A 21,910-nucleotide genomic window follows, 5' to 3' on the forward strand; every position below is an offset into this window, starting at 1 on the left:
CATTATTGTTTTCTTTTTTAACCTCGATAATCCGTGTTATCTTCCACATACTTAAACACTTGTTGGCCAATACTATCCTTTCTGCCTCTTTCCATCTCTTCCACTAAATGAGCCACTAATCCCACCGCACGAGAGGCTACAGCAAATGACTTTACGACACGATAGTCTATTCCCATATCAGACATAATGGAGCCAATCGCACCTACCGCATTCAGCGTGATTTTTTTTCCTTTTGATTCACAAAATTGCCTGTGAATCTCTAATAAAAGTAACGAATGTTTACCAAGAAATCCTGTTTCCTTTGCAATTTCATATAATTTTTCTGTTCGAGGATCTACTACTTTATGAATATGATGTCCGAATCCAGGAAATTGAAGCCCTTTTGCTTTTCTATCATTAATTACAATTGAAGCTAGCTCTTCTATGTTTTTGTCATCATCATATTCTACAAAGGCTTTTTGCAGCATTTCAGCTACATATTCCATCGCTCCTAAATATACTGTCCCTGCTCCTAGCAGGCCTGCTGCTACTGCTGCTTGAACAGCTTCTGGTGCTCCAAGATAAGTTAACCGTGTTGATAAGGAACTGGGAGTAAAACCGTGTTCACAAATCGCAACTAAAATGGCATTCAACATCTTCGATTCTTGTTCGGTTGGGATCCGATGCTTTGCACCAAGAAATGCCATGTCAGCAAGTGTGATTTTCCCGATCAAATCCTCCGCTAGATCATAACCATGTACTTGAATAGTTTCTTCCGTTGATTTACCAATTCTTGTTTCAAATTCCACCTACCATTCCCCCTGACCTATTTTTTATGTAAACACTAAGTTAGCTAGCTCTTTTGCTCCAATATCCCTTTGATAATGACTCGAGCTGCATCAACTTCTTCATCATTTACAAGATGCCCCATTCCTTCGAAAACTCGTTTATCAGTCTCTGCACCCATCCTTGCGAACAATGCTTCCGATTCATGGACACGCTCAACTGGAACCCATTCATCAACATCACTTGTTCCCAAAAACACAGGAGTTCCATCAAGCGTTCCTTTAACCGACCAATCTGTACCTTCTGGCCCTATCAATCCACCTGTAAAAATCAATACTCCACCATACCGTTTAGGGTTTCGAATGGCGTATTCTGATACTAAGCATGCCCCTTGGGAAAAACCCATCAAAACCATTTTCTCTGAAGGAACACCTAGTTCTATCCATTGATTTATAATTGAATTGCATACATCCAACGAATAAGATAAAAACGGTTCATTTTTTTCTAATGGGTCGATAAATCTTCCTGGATACCAGCTGTTTTGATAGGCCTGCGGAACAGCGTAGTGCAGCCCGTCAAGTCCAATCCTCTCGGCGATTTCAATCATGGTTTCCGGAGACTGGTCTCTTCCATGGACGGAAAGCACATATGCCTTTGCCTCAGAAAAGACTTCCCCAAAATAGTTAATTGGCTCTTGCATGTGAACATTCATGTGAATCACCTCCAAACCTTTCTGTCATACATTACAACCATTAGTTTAAGTTTACTCGGCTCAACTAACAGATTTCTTACACGATGTATGTATTTCTATAAAATTTGGATAAATGTTACCCCACCAACAGAAGATTGTATAACTTACCTTTCAAATTTTTTTCATCGCTTGTAATCGTAAATTGGAACCACAAAAAAAGACAACAAACCTTTATTTACGATTTGTTGTCCTCATTATATTTCTCGCCCTCACAAATAACCCTTCTCCATAAATTCAAGCAACTCACTTTGAGCAACCACAATGTCATCTTTAGCCTTAAGACTAATTTGATTGGCTGCTTCTTGAGCTTCTTTTATGGCTTCTTTTTCATCTACCGTTAACATGACACCATTCTCGACAATGATGTTCCCATCAACAATCACTGTTTCGACTTCATTCCCTCTTGCGGAATAGACCAAGTTTGGCACAATATTACGAATTGGACTCGTGATGACAGGAGTTAAATTTGGTCTCTCCATATCAATCAAGATGATATCTGCTTTCTTCCCTTTTCGTAATGAACCAATCTCATGTTCCAGACCTATCGCTTTTGCCGCTTCAATCGTCGCCATTCGAAGGGCTAATGGTGCTGGAAAAACGGTTGGGTTCCCATATTTCACCTTGTTCAATATAGCGGCAAATTTCATCTCATTGAACATATTATTATTGTTATTCCCAGGTGCTTGGTCCGAACCTAGTGCACCAGTGCCTCCCGCTTCTAAAAATTTCATGATCGGCGGTACCAATCCATCAATGATTCCAATGCTACCCGCACAATAGATCATCGATGCACCACTTTTTGCAACGGTCACCGTTTCCTCATCCGTTGCTTCCGTTAAATGGACAGCGATTAGCTGTTCATCCAAATAATCGATCTCTTCTAAAAATGGAATCGATCTCTTGCCATATCTCAAAACCATCTGGTTAATTTCCCGGTCACCTTGAGCTAGGTGCATATGTAATTTCGTATTATACCCTTTTGCAATTTCACGTATTTCTAAAAGAAGTTCTTTTGACATCATATCAGGTCCATGAGGTCCAAACATGACGGTAATTCTCCCATTTTCACCTTCATGCCATTTTTCCATAAGCTCTAAATTGTTCTTTAACTTACGCTCTCCAATCGAAGGATCAAATGGATACAGTTCCCCTACTGGCACTTTACCAATATCATTAGGAATTTCATTAATCATTTCTGCTAACCTTGCTCTAGCACCTACCTTGACGTAGTTGTGGACGAGCTTGTTCATCGATTCGTCGTAATCACAAAAAGTAGTCGTACCAGATTTCACGCCTTCAATGATATTAACAAGTGACCCTTTTATCGCATCATCAACTGTGACATGTTTATAAAATGGCCACAGCCCCTTTTGCATCCAATTATTCATATCCTGTGCGACTCCCCGAATGATAGAGAGTCCAGTGTGAATATGAGAATCGATTAACCCTGGCATAACGACTTTTCCTTTTGCATCAATGATTCTTTCAGCTTGAAAACGAGAAAGGAGTTCATCGGTTGAACCTACATCCGCAATTAGATCGTCCTTAATAGCGACAGCCCCATCTTCAATAAAGCCCACACCTGGCCCTTCCATTGTTAAAAGATATGCGTGGGTAATAAGTAAATCTACTTTCATTTTAATAGGACCTCCTTCATATCGTCTCGATAATCTTAAGTATATAGGAACTTATAGTTTAAGAGTGAAAATTACAAAAATTACCCCGATAAAAAAGACACTCGGGAACTTTTTAATCCCAAATGCCTTTTTAAATAAATCTTATCCATTCACCAATTTCGCTCGAAGTTTATTCGAGATAAATTCAATGATTAAAATAAGAACAACTAATCCAATTAAAATCGAACCAACTTGCTCCCACTTGTAGCCCTGCATCGCGAAAATGAGCGGGGCACCAATTCCACCAGCACCTACTAATCCTAAGATTGATGCTTCACGCATATTCATATCAAAACGATAGATCATAACGGATAAAAAGATCGATGCTAACTGAGGAATAATCCCGTAACGAATTTTTTCAAACGTTGTACACCCGATCGAAGTCATCGATTCTAATACTTTTACATCTAACTCTTCAATCGCATCCACATACAATTTGGATAACATTCCGATTGAGGTAATTCCAATCGTTAACACACCAGCAAATGGTCCCGGCCCTGTTACGCGGATGAACATCAATCCATAAACAAGTGCAGGAATGGTTCGAATGAAGATTAATAATAAGCGAATTACCCAAGCGACTGGCTTCGGAACAATATTTGAAGCTGATAAGAAGGCCAATGGTACAGCCAAAACAGCACCGACTAACGTTCCCAATAAGGCAATAGCTAGAGTTTCCCATAGTAAATATAAAACACCTTTATTTGAAAGATCGAACAAAAACTCTAAATCTGGATTAAATAGTCCACCTATAATATTAGACGCAATCTTCATCCCATTACTGTCCAATTTAAGACTTAATTCAGTTACAGACCATGCTAAAAGAATAAGAACGATGGCTACAACTGTTAGGACATATCGATGATTGCGAGGTGCTTGTAGTAACTGTTTTTCTATTGTCGTCATACCCCGAACTACTCCTTTAAATTAACTTTTTCCTAAAGTGTTCACTAATGGTCTCAATTGTGTATACAGTAATGACCAACATCAAGACGATCATGCCAAGACTTGAATAATCACGCCAGCCAATCGTTTCATTAATCAGTTTTCCAATTCCCCCTGCCCCTACATAACCAAGAATTGCCGCATAACGGACATTTCCTTCAAAACAGAATAATGATGTAGAAAGGTAGCCAGGTAGTATTTGTGGAATGATCGCATAGCGGAATGCTTCAATTCTCGTCATCCCAGCGGACTCCATCGCTTCAAAAGCACCCATGTCGACATTTTCAATTGCCTCATACATTAATTTCCCAACATAGGAAATCGTAAAGAGGAAAATCGCAATCGTCCCAGCGGTTGCAGGTAAAGAAAAGACATATGTTGCGATTAATGCAGTTACAAGCGTTGGCATCGTTCTAAGAAGACTAAGAACCGTCTTACAAATCGATACAATCACCTTATTTCTGATAATATTGGCAGACGCAAGTAATGCTGCAGGTAAGGCAATGATTGCACCTGCAACAGAACCGAATAACGACATCTTGAGCGTTGACATCAACTCTGGCCAAATCCCGTCTATATAGCCCCAGTTTGGCTTAAGCATCTCTGAAATAATGATAAAAAATTGATAGATTCTCTTAAAAAGAATCTCAAAACTAAAACCCGTTACTTGAGCAGAATAATAGACAGCTATAATGACAATCAGCAGAATAAGCGGGGTACGAGATCTTTTTTCTAATACGACCTTACCGTTCGATAATTCGATTTTTTTCGGAGGAAAAATTTTATCATACATGTGCATGACTCTCCTCTAATGCAGCCTTCAGTTCTTCCATATTGCCACTGTAAATTTCATGGAGAATTTCGTCAGTGACCTTGGATGCCTCTCCATCAAAGACCACTTCCCCCTTACGAATTCCAATGATTCGATCCGCATACTCTAACGCTACTTCCACATGGTGAATATTCATGATAACAGAGATATTAAGCTCTTTATTAATTCTCTTAAAGTCATCCATTACTAACTTCGACGTCACAGGATCCAAGGATGCAATCGGCTCATCCGCTAAGATGATGTCCGGATTCTGCGCAAGTGTACGAGCCAATGCCACACGTTGCTGTTGCCCACCTGATAATTGGTCAACACGAACATAAGCTTTATCAAGAATCCCTACTTTATCTAAAGCTTCAAGCGCTTTTCTTTTCTGTTCTTTTGTATAAAGACCTGTAATCTTTCTCCATAATGGATTATCAGGAACAAATGATACAAGAACATTCTTTAAAACCGTTGTTCTTGTGACAAGATTGAACGATTGAAAGATCATCCCAATTCTTCTACGGAAACGGCGGACTTGTTTCCCTTTCAGTTTGGAGACATTGATGTCATCAACGAGCAGTTCTCCGCCTGTAATATCATGCATCCGATTAACACAACGAATTAACGTTGATTTCCCTGCACCTGATAGACCAATGACCGCAACGAATTCACCTTGCTCAATTTTCAAGTTGATATTTTGTAATGCTTTTGTTCCATTTGGGTAGACTTTTTCAACATTAATAAACTCTATCATTGGTATTTCTCCATTCTTTTAAGTGTCTCATCTAACATTAACGTGAAAAAATGAGAACACCCATAAAACTGATGTTCTCACATTTTTACACCTTTGACTTTTTACAGCAAATCAAAAATTATTTTAAGCTTCTTAAGAATGCTTGTGCATCTCTTTCGCCATCGTAGTCAGCAGCCTCAGCCTTTTGATAACCTTCATGGCTGTAGATAGCGATAACTTCTTTACCTTCATCTGTTTGAGCAATATTGATGAACGCATCTTGAATCGCTGCTTTTAAGTCATCTGTCATAATTTCAGAGTTTTTACTTACCGAAACTGTATCGTTAAAAATTCCTTGAGTAACACCAATAACATTTGTTTCATCCCAAATCGATGCTTCACGAGCAAATTCTGTTGTCCATTTTTCTTCGTAGTCACGACGTGCATCAGCATACATGGTGATAACATCCACTTGTTCTGCAGCTAATTTTACGACTGAGTCACCGTATCCGTTAGATTGAACAGAATTGTCTAAATCTGTTACGCTTTTTCCAAACTTATCTTGTAACCATAAAGTTGGATAAATATAACCAGCTGATGAAGTGGTTGATTGTGTAGACCATCTTGCATCCTTTAAATCTTCCCAAGTTAATTCTTCACCATTGTTTACTTTTTCAGCAAGCTCTTGTCCTTTTTCAGATGGACCAGCAATGATAAGGCTGCGGTAGTAAGTTGCTTGCTCATCTGCTGATCCTTCAGTTGGCTTGTTGTCATTCCAATCTTTTGGATTATCAGAATCATTGGATAAAGCAGCACGTGTTGCAGTTAAAATAACTTCAGCACCATCATCATATAATACATATGTTCCACCAGGGATTAAGCCGACATCCGTTGTTCCTGATGAAAGAGCTTCTCCAACAGCTTCGTATGTTGTACCTACATTAATATCTACATTTTCTACGTCAAACCCGAGAGTTCCTAATTCTTCTTTTAACATGTCTTTAAGTGGTTCTGTTGCAGTCACGATTTCTTCTGGATCACGTGATGGTACAAAACTTACCTTAAGAGTTTCAATTTTTGTATTTCCTGAATCTGTATCAGATTCACCTGCACTGTCTGTGTTGTCGTTGTTTGAACTACAACCAGCAATAATTGCGATAATGAAAGCAAGGCCAAGCAAGAATTTCAATTTGTTTCTCATGTCCGTCTTTTCCCCCAGTGTTTGTTTTAAGATTTATAAAAACATTTACTGCACTTCCAAGACAAAGTATAACACAAAACCCTATTAACACTATTAAAAATTTGTAAAACTCGTTATCTTTTGAAGTTTCTTGTCGTTTTTTGTATTTTGAAGATATAATGAACTAAGAAAAAATGAGTAAAGGGACGTATTTGTATGACAAAAACAAATGAAACTTGTGAATTAATTATTCTCGAAACGAGCGATATTCATGGCAATGTCTTCCCTATTAACTACGGGAACAATCACAAAACCAATTCAGGCTTTGCCAAAATTGCCACCCTCATTAACGAAGAAAAGAAAAACACTGAAAACACCTTACTTATCGATAATGGCGATGTCATCCAAGGCACTCCATTAACCTATCACTATGCTAAATTCCTTTCCGATAAAAAGAATCCGATGATTAGCATTTTAAATCATTTGGATTATGATGCGGCTGTCATGGGAAACCATGAATTTAATTATGGAATGACGTTGCTCGGTACATCCGTAGACCAAGCCCATTTCCCTTGGCTGTCTGCCAATATCGTAAATGAAGAAACAGACGAACCTGCTTTTGGTACCCCTTATTATGTAAAAGAGTTTCCGAACGGTTTAAGAGTTGCCGTTTTAGGGGTAACAACCCATTACATTCCCAATTGGGAAAATCCAAGCCATATTAAAGGCTTAAAATTTGTTGATGCGTATGAAACTCTTAAAAAATGGGTTCAGTACTTAAAAGAAAATGAAAGCTACGATTTACTCGTAATTTCCTATCATGGTGGCTTTGAAAGAGATTTAACTACTGGAGAGCCGACCGAGTCATTGACGAGTGAAAATCAGGGTTACCAAATATGTATGGAAATCAAAGGAATTGATGTCCTTTTAACCGGCCATCAACATCGAACGATTGCGACAACCCTAAATGGTGTAACGATTGTGCAACCTGGTTTTAATGGGCAAATGTTAGGAAAAGTTGTCCTACAATTCGAATTCCTTAACGGAAAATGGCAAGTAATCAGTAAAGCTGCTGAATTAGTTGAAGTAACCGATGATACCCCAGCTGAACAAGATGTTCTCGCATTAGCTGCAGAATTTGAGGAAGAAACTCAAAATTGGCTCGATCAACCAATCGGCGAGATTAAGGGAGACATGAAAATTGAAGATGCCTTCGATGTAAGACTAGGGGATCACCCTCTTATTGAATTTATTAACAAAGTTCAAATGGATGCAGCCGGGGTCGACATCTCCAATACAGCTCTTTTTCATAATGGATCATCAGGACTTCCTGAACGGGTTACGATGAGGGATATTGTCTCCAATTATATCTATCCCAACACGTTAAAGGTCATCCGCATTTCCGGACAGGATATTAAAGATGCGCTAGAAAGATGTGCTACCTATTTTACCTTAAATAACAAAAAAGAAATCACAGTCAATCCTTCATTTATGGAGCCTAAACCACAGCATTACAACTACGATATGTGGGAAGGAATTGAATACGTATTAAATATTTCAAAACCAGTTGGTGCTCGAGTGGAGAAGCTCCTTCGCAATGGCGAGCCACTCGATCTCACGGCACAATATGATGTGGTCATGAATAATTACCGTGCTGGTGGCGGTGGCGATTTCGAAATGTTTAAAGACAAACCTGTCATAAAAGAAATCCAAACTGATATGACCGAAATTCTCGCAGACTATTTCCTCAAAAGAAAAACTGTTGAAGCGAGCTGTAACCATAATTGGACAGTTATTTCATAATGAGAGAAGGCATTTGGGAAGAGGAATTTCCTGAATGCCTTTGTATTTGTCTTCAAAACAAGAATCCCACGTTTACTTTTTGTATAATAAGAGATAGAAGAAATGGGGGTTTGAGATGAATATTGAAAAGATAAAGTATTTTATTGACCTGGTTGAATGTAAAAATTTTACGGAAACAGCAAAGAAAAATTTTGTATCTCAAACAACTATAAGCCAACAAATTGCTTCACTTGAAAGAGAATTTCAAATGCAATTGATCGACCGCAAACAAATTCCTATTGAACCGACAGAAGCTGGATGGCTTTTTTATGGTGAAGCGATAACTATCTGGAAGCAATTCAATCATCTGAAAGCGAAAATGACGCATTACCAAAACGAAAAGAAGCATATGCTGACCATTGAGTATTCTACCATAATGGATATGCAACGTTTATTAAGTTTCATCCCTACCTTTAAGGACAAATACCCAAATATAGAAATTGAATTGAACAAAGTATTATTAAAGGATATCTCGGATTTTCTAATAAAGGGTACCTACGACTTGGCAATTGCCTTTGATTCAGCCTTTAAAGGAAAAGAAGAAGAAATACAAACTTATCCGATTTATCAAGGACAGTATTGCGCTGTATTAAGTCATGAACACCCACTCTTTGAGCACCAGGTTATCTCTAAAGAGGAACTTTATCATTATCCGCTCGTAATGCTAAGTCCGACTGCGATTGGAGATTCCTATCACCTAATGATTCAGCACGCATTAAAGGATGGCTATCAACCGAATATTTTACGAACTGTTGATGATGTCGAAACAGAACTTTTTCATATTCTCACTGAAAAATTGATTGGCTTTTTTCCAAATAATTATCAACTTCCTTATTCACTTGAAGAAGTTCGATTAATCCCAATAAAAGATTCTCATCATAATTATAAGATCGAAATCGGCTATTTAAAAGAAAACAGAAATCCTGCTTTACAATCCTTTCTTCAGCAAATGCATGATTCGTTTTCCCAATAGGGAATACTTTTTTTCTATTAGACTTTGTGCAACATTTCACATACTATATAATTGTAAGCTATTAAAAAAGGAGTGTTGAAGATGGGGAAACTATTATTAACTGGTGTCGATGGCAATCTCGGAAAACTGGCTGCCAACTATTTATTAGAAATAGTAGATAAGGATCAAGTAATATTATGTGGCTATGACCCGTCATCATTAAATCAATATGCGGAGCAAGGTATCGAAACACATGTAACGAATTTTAATAAAATTGATGGCTTAGCAGAGGCTTTTGCTGGTGCTGAAAAAGTGGCATTAATCTCCATGCCATTTGTAGGTAACAAAAGGCAAAATGCTCATAAGAATGTGGTGGATGCAGCGAAAGCAGCAGGAGTAAAACAAATTATTTACACCTCTCTCGTAAATGCAACAGATGAAACGAACCCAAGTGTGGAAAAAATCGACCATGCCTATACAGAAAACTATGTTAAAAGCGTAGGTCTTGATTATATTTTCCTTCGTAATTCTCAATATGCAGAAGCGATGATTACCAATTACTTTACCTTCGTGAAGGGAGATGGAGTATTAAAAAATAGCCAAGGTGATGGAAAAATGGCTTACATTTCTCGGAAAGACTGTGCAAAGGCACTGGCTCATGCACTTTCAACGAATGATTATCATAAATCAATTTTAAATATAAATGGACCCGAACTATTAACGATGAGCGAATTTATTGCGATCGGGAATGAAGTCACTGGTCACGAGGTAACTTACCAAGAAATTACCGACGAAGAAAACTACCTCATTTTTGATGCCATGGGTGTCCCTAGAACAACGGATGGCGTATTTAAAGAAGACTCAGAGGCACCATTCTCTTCTGAAGGAATGGTGACATTCGCACAAGCGATTCGTTTAGGGAAAATGGATCAATTCACAGATGACTTTGTGAAGCTTACTGGTCAACAACCAATAACCGTTAAATACATGTTTGAGCATTCAGATGAATTTCAAGTTGGAGAGCGCCATTCAAAAGATAGTTAACATAAGTACTCCCCAAAAGCATAGGCTTTTGGGGAGTACTTAAAAGACCGATACATGTATGCTTTCCTAGTTAATTCTGGAGATGTAAATCCGAAAGCAACATTCCATATACAATGCTGTCCGTCCATTCACCCTTATTCCAGAAATCTTGAATGAAATGCGCCTCTTTTCTCATACCTATACGCTCACACAATCTTTGTGAAGCTTTATTTCTTGCATCAAGATTCGCTTGAATGCGATGTACTTTAAATTGATCAAACAATTTTTTGACTAATCCACTAACGGCTTCTGTTGCATAGCCCTTTCCTGAAGCTTCACTAGAAAAGCTATACCCAATTTCAACCGTATCTTTCATACCCGTATACCACACAGATAAATCACCAATCACTTTTGTTTCGTACACTACTGCCAAGCTTAGAGTTCTATCTTTTGTGAGTGTATGATTTTCTAGTTTTTTCGCAAATTCCCTCTGCATATTTTCATGTGTCCATTTGTCATGTAGGAGATATCTACATACATCATCATGATGATATATATTAAATACATTTTCTAAGTCATTACGTTGAAACGGTCTAATCGTTAATCGTTCAGTACTAAACTCCAAAGAAAGCCTCCTTTAATCGTAATTTATTAACCTCATTAAAATTCTTCATATACCGCTGGGTCCTGATTAGCAATTCTACCACCCGGTTGAGACAATTGTGAGATTGTGGTCATTTCTTCTTGATCAAGAACAAAATCAAAGATCGAGATATTTTCAAGTTGCCTTTCAGGGGACGCCGACTTCGGGATCGAAATAGCCCCGAGTTGGTAATGCCATCTTAACACCACTTGTGGAACGGTTTTTTCGTGGCGGTCGGCAATCTTTCGTAGCGTGTCGATATTGATATCCTTTAAACCACGCGTAAAAGGACTCCATGATTGTGTCGCGATATTATTCTCTTCATGCCATTTTCTTTGGTCTGCTTGGTTAAAAAACGGATGCAATTCAATTTGATTCATACTTGGCTTCACACCGGTTTCTTTTTCCAAACGTTCTAAATGCTCAGGCAAGAAATTACATACGCCAATGGAGCGAATGAGTCCCCATTTTTTCGCATCAATCAACGCTTGCCAAGCTTCCACATATAGGTCCTTACTTGGATTTGGCCAATGTATTAAATACAAATCATAATAATCTAATTGCGCTCGAAATAACGATTCTTGAATGGCCGTTACTGCCTTATCATATTCGTGATAACGCCCAGGTAATTTGGAGGTGATTCGCAATTCTGACCTCGGAACCGAACTACGTCTAACTGCTTCCCCAACGGTCCCTTCATTTTCATAATTATAAGCAGAATCGAGAAGACGATAGCCCATATCGATCGCATGTTGGATCGACGTTGCCCCGTCATTCCCTTTAAGTTTATATGTACCTAAACCCATCACCGGCACTTTAAGACCATCGTTCAATGTAATTTCTGGAATTGAATTGCTCATAAGCCTGTCACTTCCTTCAGTAGAATACTCTTAAAATATCATAATAATGAAAAAAATTCATGGCATCTGCATCAAGATGAACCTTCCAGATTAAACCGTCATCTTCCAACTTGATAAGCTCAACCAATTTTCTTTTTCCTTATAATCAGGCATGATTTTTCCAACAAGTCTCCAGAAGGAGCGGTCATGATTGAGGTGAACCATATGACACATTTCGTGGACAACCACATAATCAATTACTTCTCGCGGTGCCATTGCCAGCCTCCAATTAAAGGTTAGCTGGCGCTTCGAATCACAGGTCCCCCACGTCTTTTTGCTATCCGTAATTTGAATCGAACGTGGTTTCGTTTTGAAGTTACTTTGATTAACGGATATACTTTTTTCCACTAAAGCTTTGCATTGTTGGTAGTAAAAGCGTTTTAATGCCTGTTTAATTTTCTCCCCATCATGCTTCTTCACGTAGATATGTAATATCTCATCCTTAAACTCGACGCGTTCTTGTGTGATATTCATATCTTCAAAGATTTGGATGGGATAGGCATTGCCCAGATAAAGAAAACTTTCTCCATACTCATAAACCTTTTCTTCTGGTCCACGAAGCCGAGCCTTCATCTCCCTTAATTTTTCCTGAATCGCGTCCCAATGCTCCTCTATTACCTGATGTATTTTCTCATCAGATGTCCCCTTTGGAGCATGGACTTCCACCGTTCCATAACCATCCATTTTAATGGCGATTGATGTACGATTTTTGTATTTAATCTCAAGACGAATCGATTCGCCTAAGTAAGTATGTATCATTGAATTTATCCCCTATATCGAACAGTCAATCCTCTTAAAAATTTCCTCGCAAAATTATCTCCGCATTGCTTATAATTCTTATGCCCTTCTTTTCTCAATAAAGCTCCGAGTTCTCCTTTCGTAACCCTAATGCCTCCTTCATCGAAGATATCTAGCATATCCTCGGTCGTTAATGCTAAAGCAATTTTCACTTTCTTTAATAAAATATTATTCATATTTGTATGATTGCTGATTGAAGGCTCTTCTTTTACAGGCTGGCCAGGTTTAGGTTCTTGTTTTCCTCTTTTAAAAATAATGAATCCATTTAAAAATGAATCCAACATATTATTATCACATTCAATATGATCGTCACTTTCTTCGTCATAATCGTCTGTTCTTGTCAGTATCTTGACGACTTCTGGTACGGTTACATCCATTCCACCTAGTTTAAAAATCTCTGCCATTTCTTTATTTTTTATTTCCATCGCAAATCTCAAGCGAATTAATATATCGTTATTATCCATCATTGGACCTCCTCTTGGAAAAATTAGTTTCCACTATTATTTCCATTTTATCTATATTCTCATCGTAACACTTACACTATACAGAGTTAACAACCATTAACACATTTGTTAAATATAATACTTTTTCGCCATATAATCCATTTCTCATTGTTAAATAACGCAAAAAAGCCTGCTAAAAGCAAGCTTTAATCCAAACATTTTTCGTAGTCCTCAATATTTATCGTCACTTAAACAAGCTTAGATCATTCTATCCAAATCTTTTTTAGATAATCATTTAAGAAGAGTTCTTCTGGGTCTAACTCCTCTCGCAACGCTAAAAATTCTGGTAACTTCGGGTAAAGAGTGAGTAGTTCCTGTTTGCCGAGGCTATGCATTTTGCCCCAATGGGGTCTTCCTTCGTATTTGAGCATAATCGCTTCCATATCACGAAAATAATCTTTGTACGGCATTCCTTTATACATATGGAATGCCATATAAGCCGATTCCCGTTCATAAGACGGGCTCAACCAACTATCATCCGCTTTAACCGTTCTACACTCAATTGGAAAATGAACTGTATACTTTTTCTCCTCGATACACTTCCGAACTTCTCGAAGGGCCTCTTTGAAAAAAGGGAGCGGAATACAGTATTCAATCTCTCTAAATTTCACAAGTCTTGAGGTTGCAAAAAGCTCATGGCTGTTCGCTGCAACCACCATTTTCCCCACACCTTTTGCAGATAATCTACTAATAAACCGAGAACGTTGAGGAAACCATCGGCAAATCTCGGACAAGACTGAAAATAGATAGTTTTCTAGAATGAGGGTACTAGCGTGGTGGAAGAACAACTTCTGAGGCTTGCGTTCGGTCACATTCATCGTTTTCACTTGTACCAAGTCAGAATAGGGGAATAAATAAAATTCAAAATGGCGGTTTTCGTTGATATAGCGCTCTAGATCCGATTCAAGTTGCGGGTATTCCATCTTATCGCTTCGATATTCATAAACAAGGCTCTGAATCACTCGCAACTTCACTTTTACAATAATCCCAAGGGCCCCAAGTGAAACTAGACTAGCGTTGAACAAACGAGCATTTTGTTTTTCCGAAACGGTCAGAACTTCCCCATTAGCGGTCACCAAAACAAGTTCCACCACCTGCGTCGAAATATTCCCGAACTGTAGACCCGTGCCATGAGTTCCAGTTGAAATTGCTCCAGCTATACTTTGAACATTAATATCTCCTAGATTTTCTTGTGCATATCCCGCTTTTCCAAGTTCCTTTCCTAATTGAAAAAGCCTTGTCCCAGCGAGAACTGTTACCGTTCCATTTGCTTCATCCAATTGTTCGATTCCACTTAATAAATCAAGGGAGACGAGCCAACTATCTGTTTTTGCTAGACTAGTAAAAGAGTGCCCTGCACCTACTACTCTTATCTTCTTCTTTTGTTCCGATGCTTCTTTTACGAGTAAAATAACTTCCTCCACCGAAGAAGGATAGAGAATTTTCTCAGGTTGGCTCTCTGAAGTTCGTGCCCAATTTCGCCATCGCTTACCTTGCAACGTCTTCATTATAGAAAGCACGTCCCTTCTCCCCGATAAGTTTTATATCGATCAATTACTTTGTCATTTTCAAAGCAAATCATTTCATTAAAACGCTCACAGATTTCTCCCGCCTTCGCTGCTCGAAAAATAATCGCATCACCAATTTCAAGCGTTTCATTTTCATAGTATACGGGAGTTTGTACCTCTCCTGCCCCTTCTAATGAGAGCAATTTCCCTCCAGGAGGATATACAGGTTGGGGCACTTTATCCGCACCATGAGGGCCTGATGATACATAACCGCCTCCAAGACATGTATAAATATTCGGAGTTGGCTTTCGCACGATTGGCAAAGCGAAAAATAAAGCCGGCTTGAAGCGAAAATTTCGGTAATAGTCGAATAACAATGGAGCATAGAACCCAGAACCTGCCGTCAATTCCGTCACCACCTCTTCTATCGAAGTCGTATCCAAGCTCCCCGTTCCACCCCCATTCACAAATTGAAGCTGAAGTCCTTCACGTTCAATTGCCTGAATCATTCGCTTTCTTCTCAACTTTATTTCGGTTATGGAGCTCTTTTTCAAATATGTAATGACACCATTTTTTAATTGCTGAGAAGGGAGCTGATCACCTACACCTGCGATTTGAGCCTCATATCCCATTACACCAATAAGTTGAAGTTTAGATGATTGTTGAATGTTCCGCACAAGCTGGACGACATTCTCTTCTTTTTTCAAAGGGGAGCGTCGCACGCCAAAATGGAGCGGTCCAAATTTCGTACTCATATCAATATCGATACATAAGTAAAAGAGGCCATCACCTGCCAGCTCATTTAAATGCTCGATCTGCTCTTCCGCATCGATCATGCAAGTGATTTGTTTTCCTTGTCCATTTAATTCAGCAATTCGAGAAAGTGCTTCTTGTTCCCAGCACGGATAACCTAATAAAATGTCATCAAAACCTTGTTCCGCAAGAAAAATTGCCTCATGGGGGCTATAGCACATTACCCCTTTAAACACTGAACTTGATTCTAAAATTCTCTTTAAGACTGGAACTGAGCGAATCGATTTCGTCGCTATTCGGATCATTTTTCCATTTGCCTTATCGGCAATACTTTTACAATTTTGATCAAAAGAATCTAAGTCAAGCAATAATTCAGGAAGAGATAAAGCTTTTACTAATTCATTTGAGAACAATTCAATCACCTCATTTTTATCTTAAACGAGGGATGAAGGTAATAGAAGTACTATTTTAGAAGATTCTGAATATTTATCCATAGAATCATGAATCTAAGCGGAAAAATTTATAAATATCCCTAACCGAAAATAATCATTCGAGAAGGAACTTACCCATACAAGTCCTTCTCGAATGATTATCTATTAGAGTGAGCATTCAAGCTTGTGTTCAACATATATTTTCCCCAAGCAACCATTTATTCAATCAATCTCCATCGTTATTTTTGCGAATTTCTTTTAACTCTGTATTTATTTCTTTCGTTTGACCATAAATGGATTTATAGAGATTAAATATCTGCTTATACCTTTCAACATTCTCTCCATTTGGAGAAATGACCTTTAAGGGTTTAATAAATTCATCTGTACAATTCTCAAGTGAACTAAACCAATTACTACCATATGCAGCAAGTATCGCTGCACCCATTGCAGGGCCTTGTTCATTTTCCAATTTAATGATCTCTGCATTAAAAATGTCTGCTTGTATTTTCAACCATTCATCGTTTTTAGCCCCACCACCTATGGAGACGATCTGCCTAATCGTTTTCCCCTGAGCACGAAACGATTCAATCGACTCATTCAAGGAAAACGTAATTCCTTCCATTATTGCTCTTACGAAATCTTGGCGAACATGTGACCCATCCACTCCAATAAAACTTCCTCTAATTAAAGAATCGGCGTGTGGCGATCTTTCGCCAAATAAATATGGGGTAAACAGAAGACCATTTGATCCAGCCGGTACATTTTCAATCCCTTGAACGAGTTCTTCAAACGTTTCACCTTCTGCAAAAGCATTTTTAAACCAACTTAGACTGAATCCGGCAGAAAGTGTAACACCCATAGAATAATAGGCATCTTCTTTTCCATGATTGAAAAAGTGAAACTCTTTTTGGAAAGGCTTATCCTTATTTTCTTCATAGGATAAAACGACCCCTGAAGTTCCTATACTGCATAGAGTTTTGCCTTTCGATAAAATTCCTGCACCGATCGCTCCACAGGCATTATCCGCCCCTCCTGCAAATATCTTTGTTTTTTCATCTAAGCCTGTTTTTTCCGCAATTTCAGGAAGAAGAGTTCCGACACAATGATGGGACTCCACCAATGGAGGGCAGATGTGTTCAGGTATCTCAAAGTACTGACAAATTTCTTTACTCCATTCTTTTGATGTAACGTTCAATAATAATGTCCCAGCCGCATCAGAGTATTCACTATATAAAGTACCTGTCATTCTAAATCGAAGATAGTCTTTAGGTAGCAAAAATAAAACCATATTATTAAAATTCTCTGGCTCGTTTTCTTTCAACCATAAAATCTTTGGAAGAGTAAACCCTTCTAAGGCTACATTCTTAGTGATTTTATGTAATTTTTCACCTAAGACTTCTGAAATTTCCTGACATTGTTTCGTCGTGCGCACATCATTCCATAAAATGGCGTTTCTCACTACTTGATTTTGTTCATTTAACGCAACAAGCCCGTGCATTTGTCCAGAATAACTGATTCCTTCTACGTCCTTCGAATCTATGCCAGATTTTGTTATCAGCTCGGATAACGATTGAAGCGTACTTTCAACCCAATCTTCCGGATTCTGCTCAATATATCCTGATTTTTGTTGAATTAATGGATAATCTTTGGAAACTTCTAAACAAACCTTGCCATCTTGATTGACTAATATCACTTTTACCGAACTAGTCCCTAAATCTATCCCAATAACATATTTCATGTACAATTCTCCTTATAAGGCTCCTCTAAAGGATTCCAGAATAAAAGATTAATTAAAGCATTGAGATTTCAGATTTTATCCTTTGAATATTACTGGAACCTTCTAGTATTTCAATCTCAACTTCAAAATGGCTTACTTCACCAGGTTCTAAGTATTCTAGGATTCCTTTTTGATTTGCGTCAGCTCTTCCAGCAACAAGACAATTGCAAGGCTCAATTCCTAAAACATACTCTCCTTCTCCCATTTGCTTCCATTGAGTCAAATTAGGGAGTTGGCTTTTGTTAAAACGTAAAGCAATCCCTAACTCTATCTCTTCATTTATTAATGCCACACAAGTATCTCCGTTACTATCAGCCTTTAAATCATGATAAAATACTTGCTCCGCATAATTAGGAGATGGTTGTTGGACTTTATAATAAGAATCGAGTCCCTTTTCCGCCTCTTCATCTCTTGGAGTTACTTGTCTTGATGGAATTTCAAGATTGGAATTTTCATTTAGGAGCGGGTACCCCATGTTAAAATGGTATAAAACCATTAACGGCTCTCTTTTGAACCCATTGTTTTCAACAGTATCCCTAATCATTATTTTATTGTCTCCACCGATGCAAGTAATCTCCCGCTCAAGTGTAAGATATTCACCAAAAAACCTAGCTTCTCGCATTCTTCCCTTTACTTTAATGACCGGTTGACCGTCAATCCACTCTATTCCAGAATATACAGCCTCCGCTGGAGTGTTGGAAATACGCCCATGAAGTCCAAATGCTTCGTCATCATCTACACACGGGGAACCTACATTCCTTAAGCCACATGTCGTTAGAAAACCTGCGTAGAAATTTCGGAAAAAATGGGTTCCTGACTCGTTATAGTATTCCGGAGCAACGATTCCAGTTTTACTTATATAGCTTAAATTACTACCTTTATAAGTTAACCACGCAATGTCCATCCCTCGATCAGGAAACACAGTGAATTCAAGACCAGAGCCACTTTTTACATCAATGGCCTGAACTCCATGAGATTTTCCTCCGCTAAGCGTATATTCCTTCGTACCAAAGAGCTGACTAAAGTCGCCGATATATTTGAGAATCTCTCTTTTAGAAAAATCTATTTTACTCACAAATACTACCCCTTATTCCCCAGATGGATATTCATTTCCTAACAGATATAGAGGAGCTTCATCTTCTTCAATTTCTGAAAATCTACCAGCTTCTTTATAAAATCTATTGTCGGTAAAATCATCATTGACCATTGACACTTCACCGATTAATACTTTACCATTTCCTTTTTCTCCCCAAAATTTATGGTATAAGCCTACCGGCAAAGTAATGCTCTCACCAGGAGTTAATCTAATTATCGCTCCCGGCTCAACTGTCACGCTTCTTCCGTCAATGGATACTTGTACTGGAGTATCCGCAAAGTCTTCCTCTTTAGTCGAATTGTATAATTGTACAAGAAGATTTCCACCTCCACGGTTAATAATATCCTCCATTTTATTCCAATGAAAATGAAATGGAGTCACTTGCTCTTCTTCAACAATTAAAATTTTCTCTGCATAGGACTTAATATATTTATTGTTATTCAAATTACCATTTCGGATTGTAAATAATAATAAGCCCTCACTTCTAAAGTCGCCTCTTCCAAAATCTGTTATATCCCAACCAAGTAGATTGTCTCTAATTTCATCATATTCATTACCTTTTGTTTCCCAATCTTTAGGATTCCAAAATGCAAAAGGAGGAAGTTTAAAATTCATCTTTTCAATAAATTCAACGGCTTCTTTCATCAGCTTATTTACTTCAGATCGTTTCATAAATATCCACTCCATAAAATAGATTCATTTTTTTACTCGCTTATAAAACATCATGGCCCCTGCTTAATTAAGAGACCATGATGTTTTTTTATCATATTCTTATTTCACATTATCTTTGTTGATTACTGTTACACCTGTATTAACTTCTTTCTCTTCAATTTCTTCGCCGTTAATCGCTTTGGCGGCAGCTTTCATTCCTTCATATCCCATTACATCTGGGTTTTGACCCATTACAGCAACAAGAGATCCATCTTTAATAAGAGATTGAATTGCATCTGATTTATCAAAGCCAATTCCAACTATATCTTCGCCAGAGCCTTTGATTGCATTACCAACACCAACTGTACTACCTTCGTTCGTCCCATAGATACCGACAACACCTTCAGTAATATAGTTATCAGCAATATCTTGAGATTTAGAAGCATCTCCTTCACCGTATTGAGTTTCAAGTAATTCAAAACTTGTTCCTTCAAATGCATCACGGAAACCTGCTTCACGCTTGATTGCCGTATCTGTTGAAGAATTGAAATTGACAATACCAATCTTTCCTTCAGTAATTCCTTTCGCTTCTAAAGCCTTGATCATCTCTTCAGCTGCAACCTTACCAGCATCTTGGTTATCAGTAGCAAATGTAGCTAATGCTTCAGTTTTAGCTGGGGAGTCTACGTAGATAATTTTAATACCTTCACTTTTAGCCTCATCCAAAGCCGCTTGAATAGCGTCAGGACCATTAGCAGCAATAATAATCGCTTCAGCGCCATCTGCTATCGCATTATTAACACGTTCAATTTGTTGAGCATCGTCTTTTTTATCAGGGGCCATCCACTTATACTCGATGTTTCCTAGCTCTTCAACAGCTTCTTTCGCTCCCTTATCTACAGAAACCCAGTGTTGGTCTGTACTGTCCATTGTAATTAAAATCACTTTATGCTTCCCTTCAGAATCGCCTGCACTTCCACTGTCGTCTGCCCCATTACCACATGCTGCCAAAAATAAACTGACTGAAATAAGAATAGATAATGCTAAAAGCCAACTTCTTTTCATGATCTATTTCCTCCTGAGTTTGATTTATTGATTAAAGTTTTCACTTTAATTCCTTTTCTATGTTGCTTGTTTTTTCGCTTCATTTTTTGATAGTTTTATAGGGTTTTTTCCAGTTCGAATCACGACATCAAGTAGTACTGAAATAACTACAATTGCCCCGATTATGATGTTTCGCATGGCAACTGGAGCTCCAGCAAACTGTAGACCATTCTGGAGTACTCCCCAAATTGATGCACCGATAACTACACCAAAAAGAAGACCTTGACCACCAAGTGTTGAAATTCCTCCAATTACAGAAGCGGCAACCGCATACATTTCATACATATTTCCAGCATCCATTGTGCCCATCCCTGCAGTCGCACATATGATTAAACCAACCACGCCACCGCAAAAAGCACTTACGATATAGACAAACATAGTCGTTTTTACTGTATTAACCCCCGATAATTTAGCGGCTTCAATATTACTTCCAACCGCATAAATATGGCGTCCAGTACGAGTCTTACTTAATAAGAAGTTAAAGACAAGGAACAAAACTATTGCAATCCAAATCGTATTATAGAGTCCTAAAAATTGACCATAGTAGAAGAAATCTCTAAAACCACTTGCCCCTTCCCCGATGGCATCAGTATTGTAATTATTATTAACAATTTGGGCAATACCTCTCGCCACGGTCATGGTTCCCAGTGTAGCAATGAAAGGAGGTAATTTACATTTCGCTACTAAACTTCCATTTATAACCCCCATCATCATACAACAAACCATCGCAATAACTGCTGCAAGCAATGGATTCATACCACTTGTCATGAGTGTTGCGGATATCATCCCGCTCATTCCCACTATCGAACCAATGGACAAGTCAATATTTCCGGTAATCAATACAAATGACTGTCCTATACCTATTATTAAAATTGGAGCGATCTGGCGAAATAAGTTTTCTAGATTTCTTTCAGAATAAAATGAAGGATTCAAGGCACCAAACACAATACAAAGTATAACGAGACCTGCAGTAACTGTAAGTACTTGGCCCATACCCCTAATACTAATTAGTTTTTTATACACATCGGTTATCATTGTTATATCTCCTAATTTCATCAAATTTTGT

At 38.2% G+C, this 21,910-nt stretch carries 21 protein-coding genes; 3 read left to right on the forward strand and 18 right to left on the reverse strand.

All coding sequences use genetic code 11. From position 1 onward, the window contains the following. Window positions 1–17: 17 nt before the first annotated feature. The 7 genes from AA0X71_RS20960 to AA0X71_RS20990 form a co-directional block, all read right to left on the reverse strand. Window positions 18–788, reverse strand: coding sequence for a citryl-CoA lyase (locus tag AA0X71_RS20960; protein WP_413357206.1), 771 nt, complete (start codon window positions 786–788; stop codon window positions 18–20). Between the two features lie 44 nt (window positions 789–832). Then, entirely contained in the window at window positions 833–1,477 is a 645-nt protein-coding gene (locus AA0X71_RS20965; RefSeq protein WP_413357207.1) for an alpha/beta hydrolase, read from the reverse strand. A gap of 248 nt (window positions 1,478–1,725) precedes the next feature. Beyond that, window positions 1,726–3,153 (reverse strand): amidohydrolase family protein, encoded by a 1,428-nt coding sequence (locus AA0X71_RS20970; RefSeq protein WP_413357208.1) that lies wholly within the window; start codon window positions 3,151–3,153, stop codon window positions 1,726–1,728. A gap of 141 nt (window positions 3,154–3,294) precedes the next feature. Next, a complete protein-coding gene (gene phnE / locus AA0X71_RS20975; protein ID WP_413357209.1) occupies window positions 3,295–4,098 on the reverse strand; it encodes a phosphonate ABC transporter, permease protein PhnE in 804 nt (267 codons plus the stop codon). Between the two features lie 16 nt (window positions 4,099–4,114). Further along, window positions 4,115–4,930 (reverse strand): phosphonate ABC transporter, permease protein PhnE, encoded by an 816-nt coding sequence (phnE, locus tag AA0X71_RS20980; RefSeq protein ID WP_413357210.1) that lies wholly within the window; start codon window positions 4,928–4,930, stop codon window positions 4,115–4,117. Beyond that, a complete protein-coding gene (gene phnC, locus AA0X71_RS20985) occupies window positions 4,923–5,705 on the reverse strand; it encodes a phosphonate ABC transporter ATP-binding protein (protein WP_413357211.1) in 783 nt (260 codons plus the stop codon). The genes phnE (AA0X71_RS20980) and phnC overlap by 8 nt, the downstream gene beginning before the upstream one ends. Window positions 5,706–5,823: 118 nt before the next feature. Then, entirely contained in the window at window positions 5,824–6,885 is a 1,062-nt protein-coding gene (locus tag AA0X71_RS20990; protein WP_413357212.1) for a phosphate/phosphite/phosphonate ABC transporter substrate-binding protein, read from the reverse strand. A 195-nt stretch (window positions 6,886–7,080) separates the two neighbouring features. Between AA0X71_RS20990 and AA0X71_RS20995 the strand changes: the two genes are divergently transcribed. The 3 genes from AA0X71_RS20995 to AA0X71_RS21005 all read left to right on the forward strand — a co-directional run bounded on the left by AA0X71_RS20995 (window position 7,081) and on the right by AA0X71_RS21005 (window position 10,702). Further along, window positions 7,081–8,667, forward strand: coding sequence for a bifunctional metallophosphatase/5'-nucleotidase (locus AA0X71_RS20995; protein WP_413357213.1), 1,587 nt, complete (start codon window positions 7,081–7,083; stop codon window positions 8,665–8,667). Between the two features lie 115 nt (window positions 8,668–8,782). Continuing rightward, on the forward strand, window positions 8,783–9,679 hold the full coding sequence (locus AA0X71_RS21000; RefSeq protein ID WP_413357214.1) for a LysR substrate-binding domain-containing protein: 897 nt from the start codon (window positions 8,783–8,785) through the stop codon (window positions 9,677–9,679). 81 nt (window positions 9,680–9,760) lie between these two features. Beyond that, on the forward strand, window positions 9,761–10,702 hold the full coding sequence (locus tag AA0X71_RS21005; RefSeq protein WP_413357216.1) for an NAD(P)H-binding protein: 942 nt from the start codon (window positions 9,761–9,763) through the stop codon (window positions 10,700–10,702). Between the two features lie 70 nt (window positions 10,703–10,772). On the opposite strand, the gene AA0X71_RS21010 is transcribed toward AA0X71_RS21005, so the two are convergent. The 11 genes from AA0X71_RS21010 to AA0X71_RS21060 form a co-directional block, all read right to left on the reverse strand. Further along, on the reverse strand, window positions 10,773–11,306 hold the full coding sequence (locus AA0X71_RS21010) for a GNAT family N-acetyltransferase (RefSeq protein ID WP_413357217.1): 534 nt from the start codon (window positions 11,304–11,306) through the stop codon (window positions 10,773–10,775). 35 nt (window positions 11,307–11,341) lie between these two features. Then, a complete protein-coding gene (locus AA0X71_RS21015; protein WP_413357218.1) occupies window positions 11,342–12,184 on the reverse strand; it encodes an aldo/keto reductase in 843 nt (280 codons plus the stop codon). Window positions 12,185–12,274: 90 nt separating this feature from the next. Then, complete coding sequence (locus tag AA0X71_RS21020) at window positions 12,275–12,982, reverse strand: M48 family metallopeptidase (protein WP_413357219.1); 708 nt, start codon at window positions 12,980–12,982, stop codon at window positions 12,275–12,277. A gap of 5 nt (window positions 12,983–12,987) precedes the next feature. Then, a complete protein-coding gene (locus AA0X71_RS21025; RefSeq protein ID WP_413357220.1) occupies window positions 12,988–13,485 on the reverse strand; it encodes a DUF1456 family protein in 498 nt (165 codons plus the stop codon). 242 nt (window positions 13,486–13,727) lie between these two features. Next, window positions 13,728–15,032, reverse strand: a complete 1,305-nt coding sequence (locus AA0X71_RS21030; protein WP_413362704.1) for a D-arabinono-1,4-lactone oxidase — start codon at window positions 15,030–15,032, stop codon at window positions 13,728–13,730. Then, entirely contained in the window at window positions 15,032–16,198 is a 1,167-nt protein-coding gene (locus AA0X71_RS21035; RefSeq protein WP_413357221.1) for an amino acid deaminase/aldolase, read from the reverse strand. Before AA0X71_RS21035 ends, AA0X71_RS21030 begins: the two co-directional genes overlap by 1 nt. Before the next feature lie 244 nt (window positions 16,199–16,442). Then, on the reverse strand, window positions 16,443–17,954 hold the full coding sequence (gene xylB / locus AA0X71_RS21040) for a xylulokinase (RefSeq protein WP_413357222.1): 1,512 nt from the start codon (window positions 17,952–17,954) through the stop codon (window positions 16,443–16,445). A 52-nt stretch (window positions 17,955–18,006) separates the two neighbouring features. After that, window positions 18,007–19,068 (reverse strand): aldose 1-epimerase family protein, encoded by a 1,062-nt coding sequence (locus AA0X71_RS21045; RefSeq protein ID WP_413357223.1) that lies wholly within the window; start codon window positions 19,066–19,068, stop codon window positions 18,007–18,009. A gap of 12 nt (window positions 19,069–19,080) precedes the next feature. Further along, window positions 19,081–19,761, reverse strand: a complete 681-nt coding sequence (locus AA0X71_RS21050) for a D-lyxose/D-mannose family sugar isomerase (RefSeq protein ID WP_413357224.1) — start codon at window positions 19,759–19,761, stop codon at window positions 19,081–19,083. A 99-nt stretch (window positions 19,762–19,860) separates the two neighbouring features. After that, window positions 19,861–20,805, reverse strand: a complete 945-nt coding sequence (locus AA0X71_RS21055) for an ABC transporter substrate-binding protein (protein WP_413357225.1) — start codon at window positions 20,803–20,805, stop codon at window positions 19,861–19,863. Between the two features lie 57 nt (window positions 20,806–20,862). Then, window positions 20,863–21,879: an ABC transporter permease gene (locus AA0X71_RS21060; protein WP_413357226.1), complete on the reverse strand. Its 1,017-nt coding sequence runs from the start codon at window positions 21,877–21,879 to the stop codon at window positions 20,863–20,865. Window positions 21,880–21,910 lie beyond the last annotated feature (31 nt).

The organism is Robertmurraya phoenicis (assembly GCF_047302285.1).
GTDB lineage: Bacteria > Bacillota > Bacilli > Bacillales > Cytobacillaceae > Robertmurraya.

Bases quoted from the DNA above. Each gene is read 5' to 3' on its own strand.
- AA0X71_RS20995 (WP_413357213.1), top strand. From the start codon at position 7,081: ATGACAAAAACAAATGAAACTTGTGAATTAATTATTCTCGAAACGAGC.
- phnE (WP_413357210.1), bottom strand. From the start codon at position 4,930: ATGTATGATAAAATTTTTCCTCCGAAAAAAATCGAATTATCGAACGGT.
- phnC (WP_413357211.1), bottom strand. From the start codon at position 5,705: ATGATAGAGTTTATTAATGTTGAAAAAGTCTACCCAAATGGAACAAAA.
- AA0X71_RS21015 (WP_413357218.1), bottom strand. From the start codon at position 12,184: ATGAGCAATTCAATTCCAGAAATTACATTGAACGATGGTCTTAAAGTG.
- xylB (WP_413357222.1), bottom strand. From the start codon at position 17,954: ATGAAATATGTTATTGGGATAGATTTAGGGACTAGTTCGGTAAAAGTG.
- AA0X71_RS21060 (WP_413357226.1), bottom strand. From the start codon at position 21,879: ATGATAACCGATGTGTATAAAAAACTAATTAGTATTAGGGGTATGGGC.
- AA0X71_RS20990 (WP_413357212.1), bottom strand. From the start codon at position 6,885: ATGAGAAACAAATTGAAATTCTTGCTTGGCCTTGCTTTCATTATCGCA.
- AA0X71_RS21025 (WP_413357220.1), bottom strand. From the start codon at position 13,485: ATGGATAATAACGATATATTAATTCGCTTGAGATTTGCGATGGAAATA.
- AA0X71_RS21050 (WP_413357224.1), bottom strand. From the start codon at position 19,761: ATGAAACGATCTGAAGTAAATAAGCTGATGAAAGAAGCCGTTGAATTT.
- AA0X71_RS21055 (WP_413357225.1), bottom strand. From the start codon at position 20,805: ATGAAAAGAAGTTGGCTTTTAGCATTATCTATTCTTATTTCAGTCAGT.
- AA0X71_RS21030 (WP_413362704.1), bottom strand. From the start codon at position 15,032: ATGAAGACGTTGCAAGGTAAGCGATGGCGAAATTGGGCACGAACTTCA.
- phnE (WP_413357209.1), bottom strand. From the start codon at position 4,098: ATGACGACAATAGAAAAACAGTTACTACAAGCACCTCGCAATCATCGA.
- AA0X71_RS20965 (WP_413357207.1), bottom strand. From the start codon at position 1,477: ATGAATGTTCACATGCAAGAGCCAATTAACTATTTTGGGGAAGTCTTT.
- AA0X71_RS21005 (WP_413357216.1), top strand. From the start codon at position 9,761: ATGGGGAAACTATTATTAACTGGTGTCGATGGCAATCTCGGAAAACTG.
- AA0X71_RS20970 (WP_413357208.1), bottom strand. From the start codon at position 3,153: ATGAAAGTAGATTTACTTATTACCCACGCATATCTTTTAACAATGGAA.
- AA0X71_RS21000 (WP_413357214.1), top strand. From the start codon at position 8,783: ATGAATATTGAAAAGATAAAGTATTTTATTGACCTGGTTGAATGTAAA.
- AA0X71_RS21020 (WP_413357219.1), bottom strand. From the start codon at position 12,982: ATGATACATACTTACTTAGGCGAATCGATTCGTCTTGAGATTAAATAC.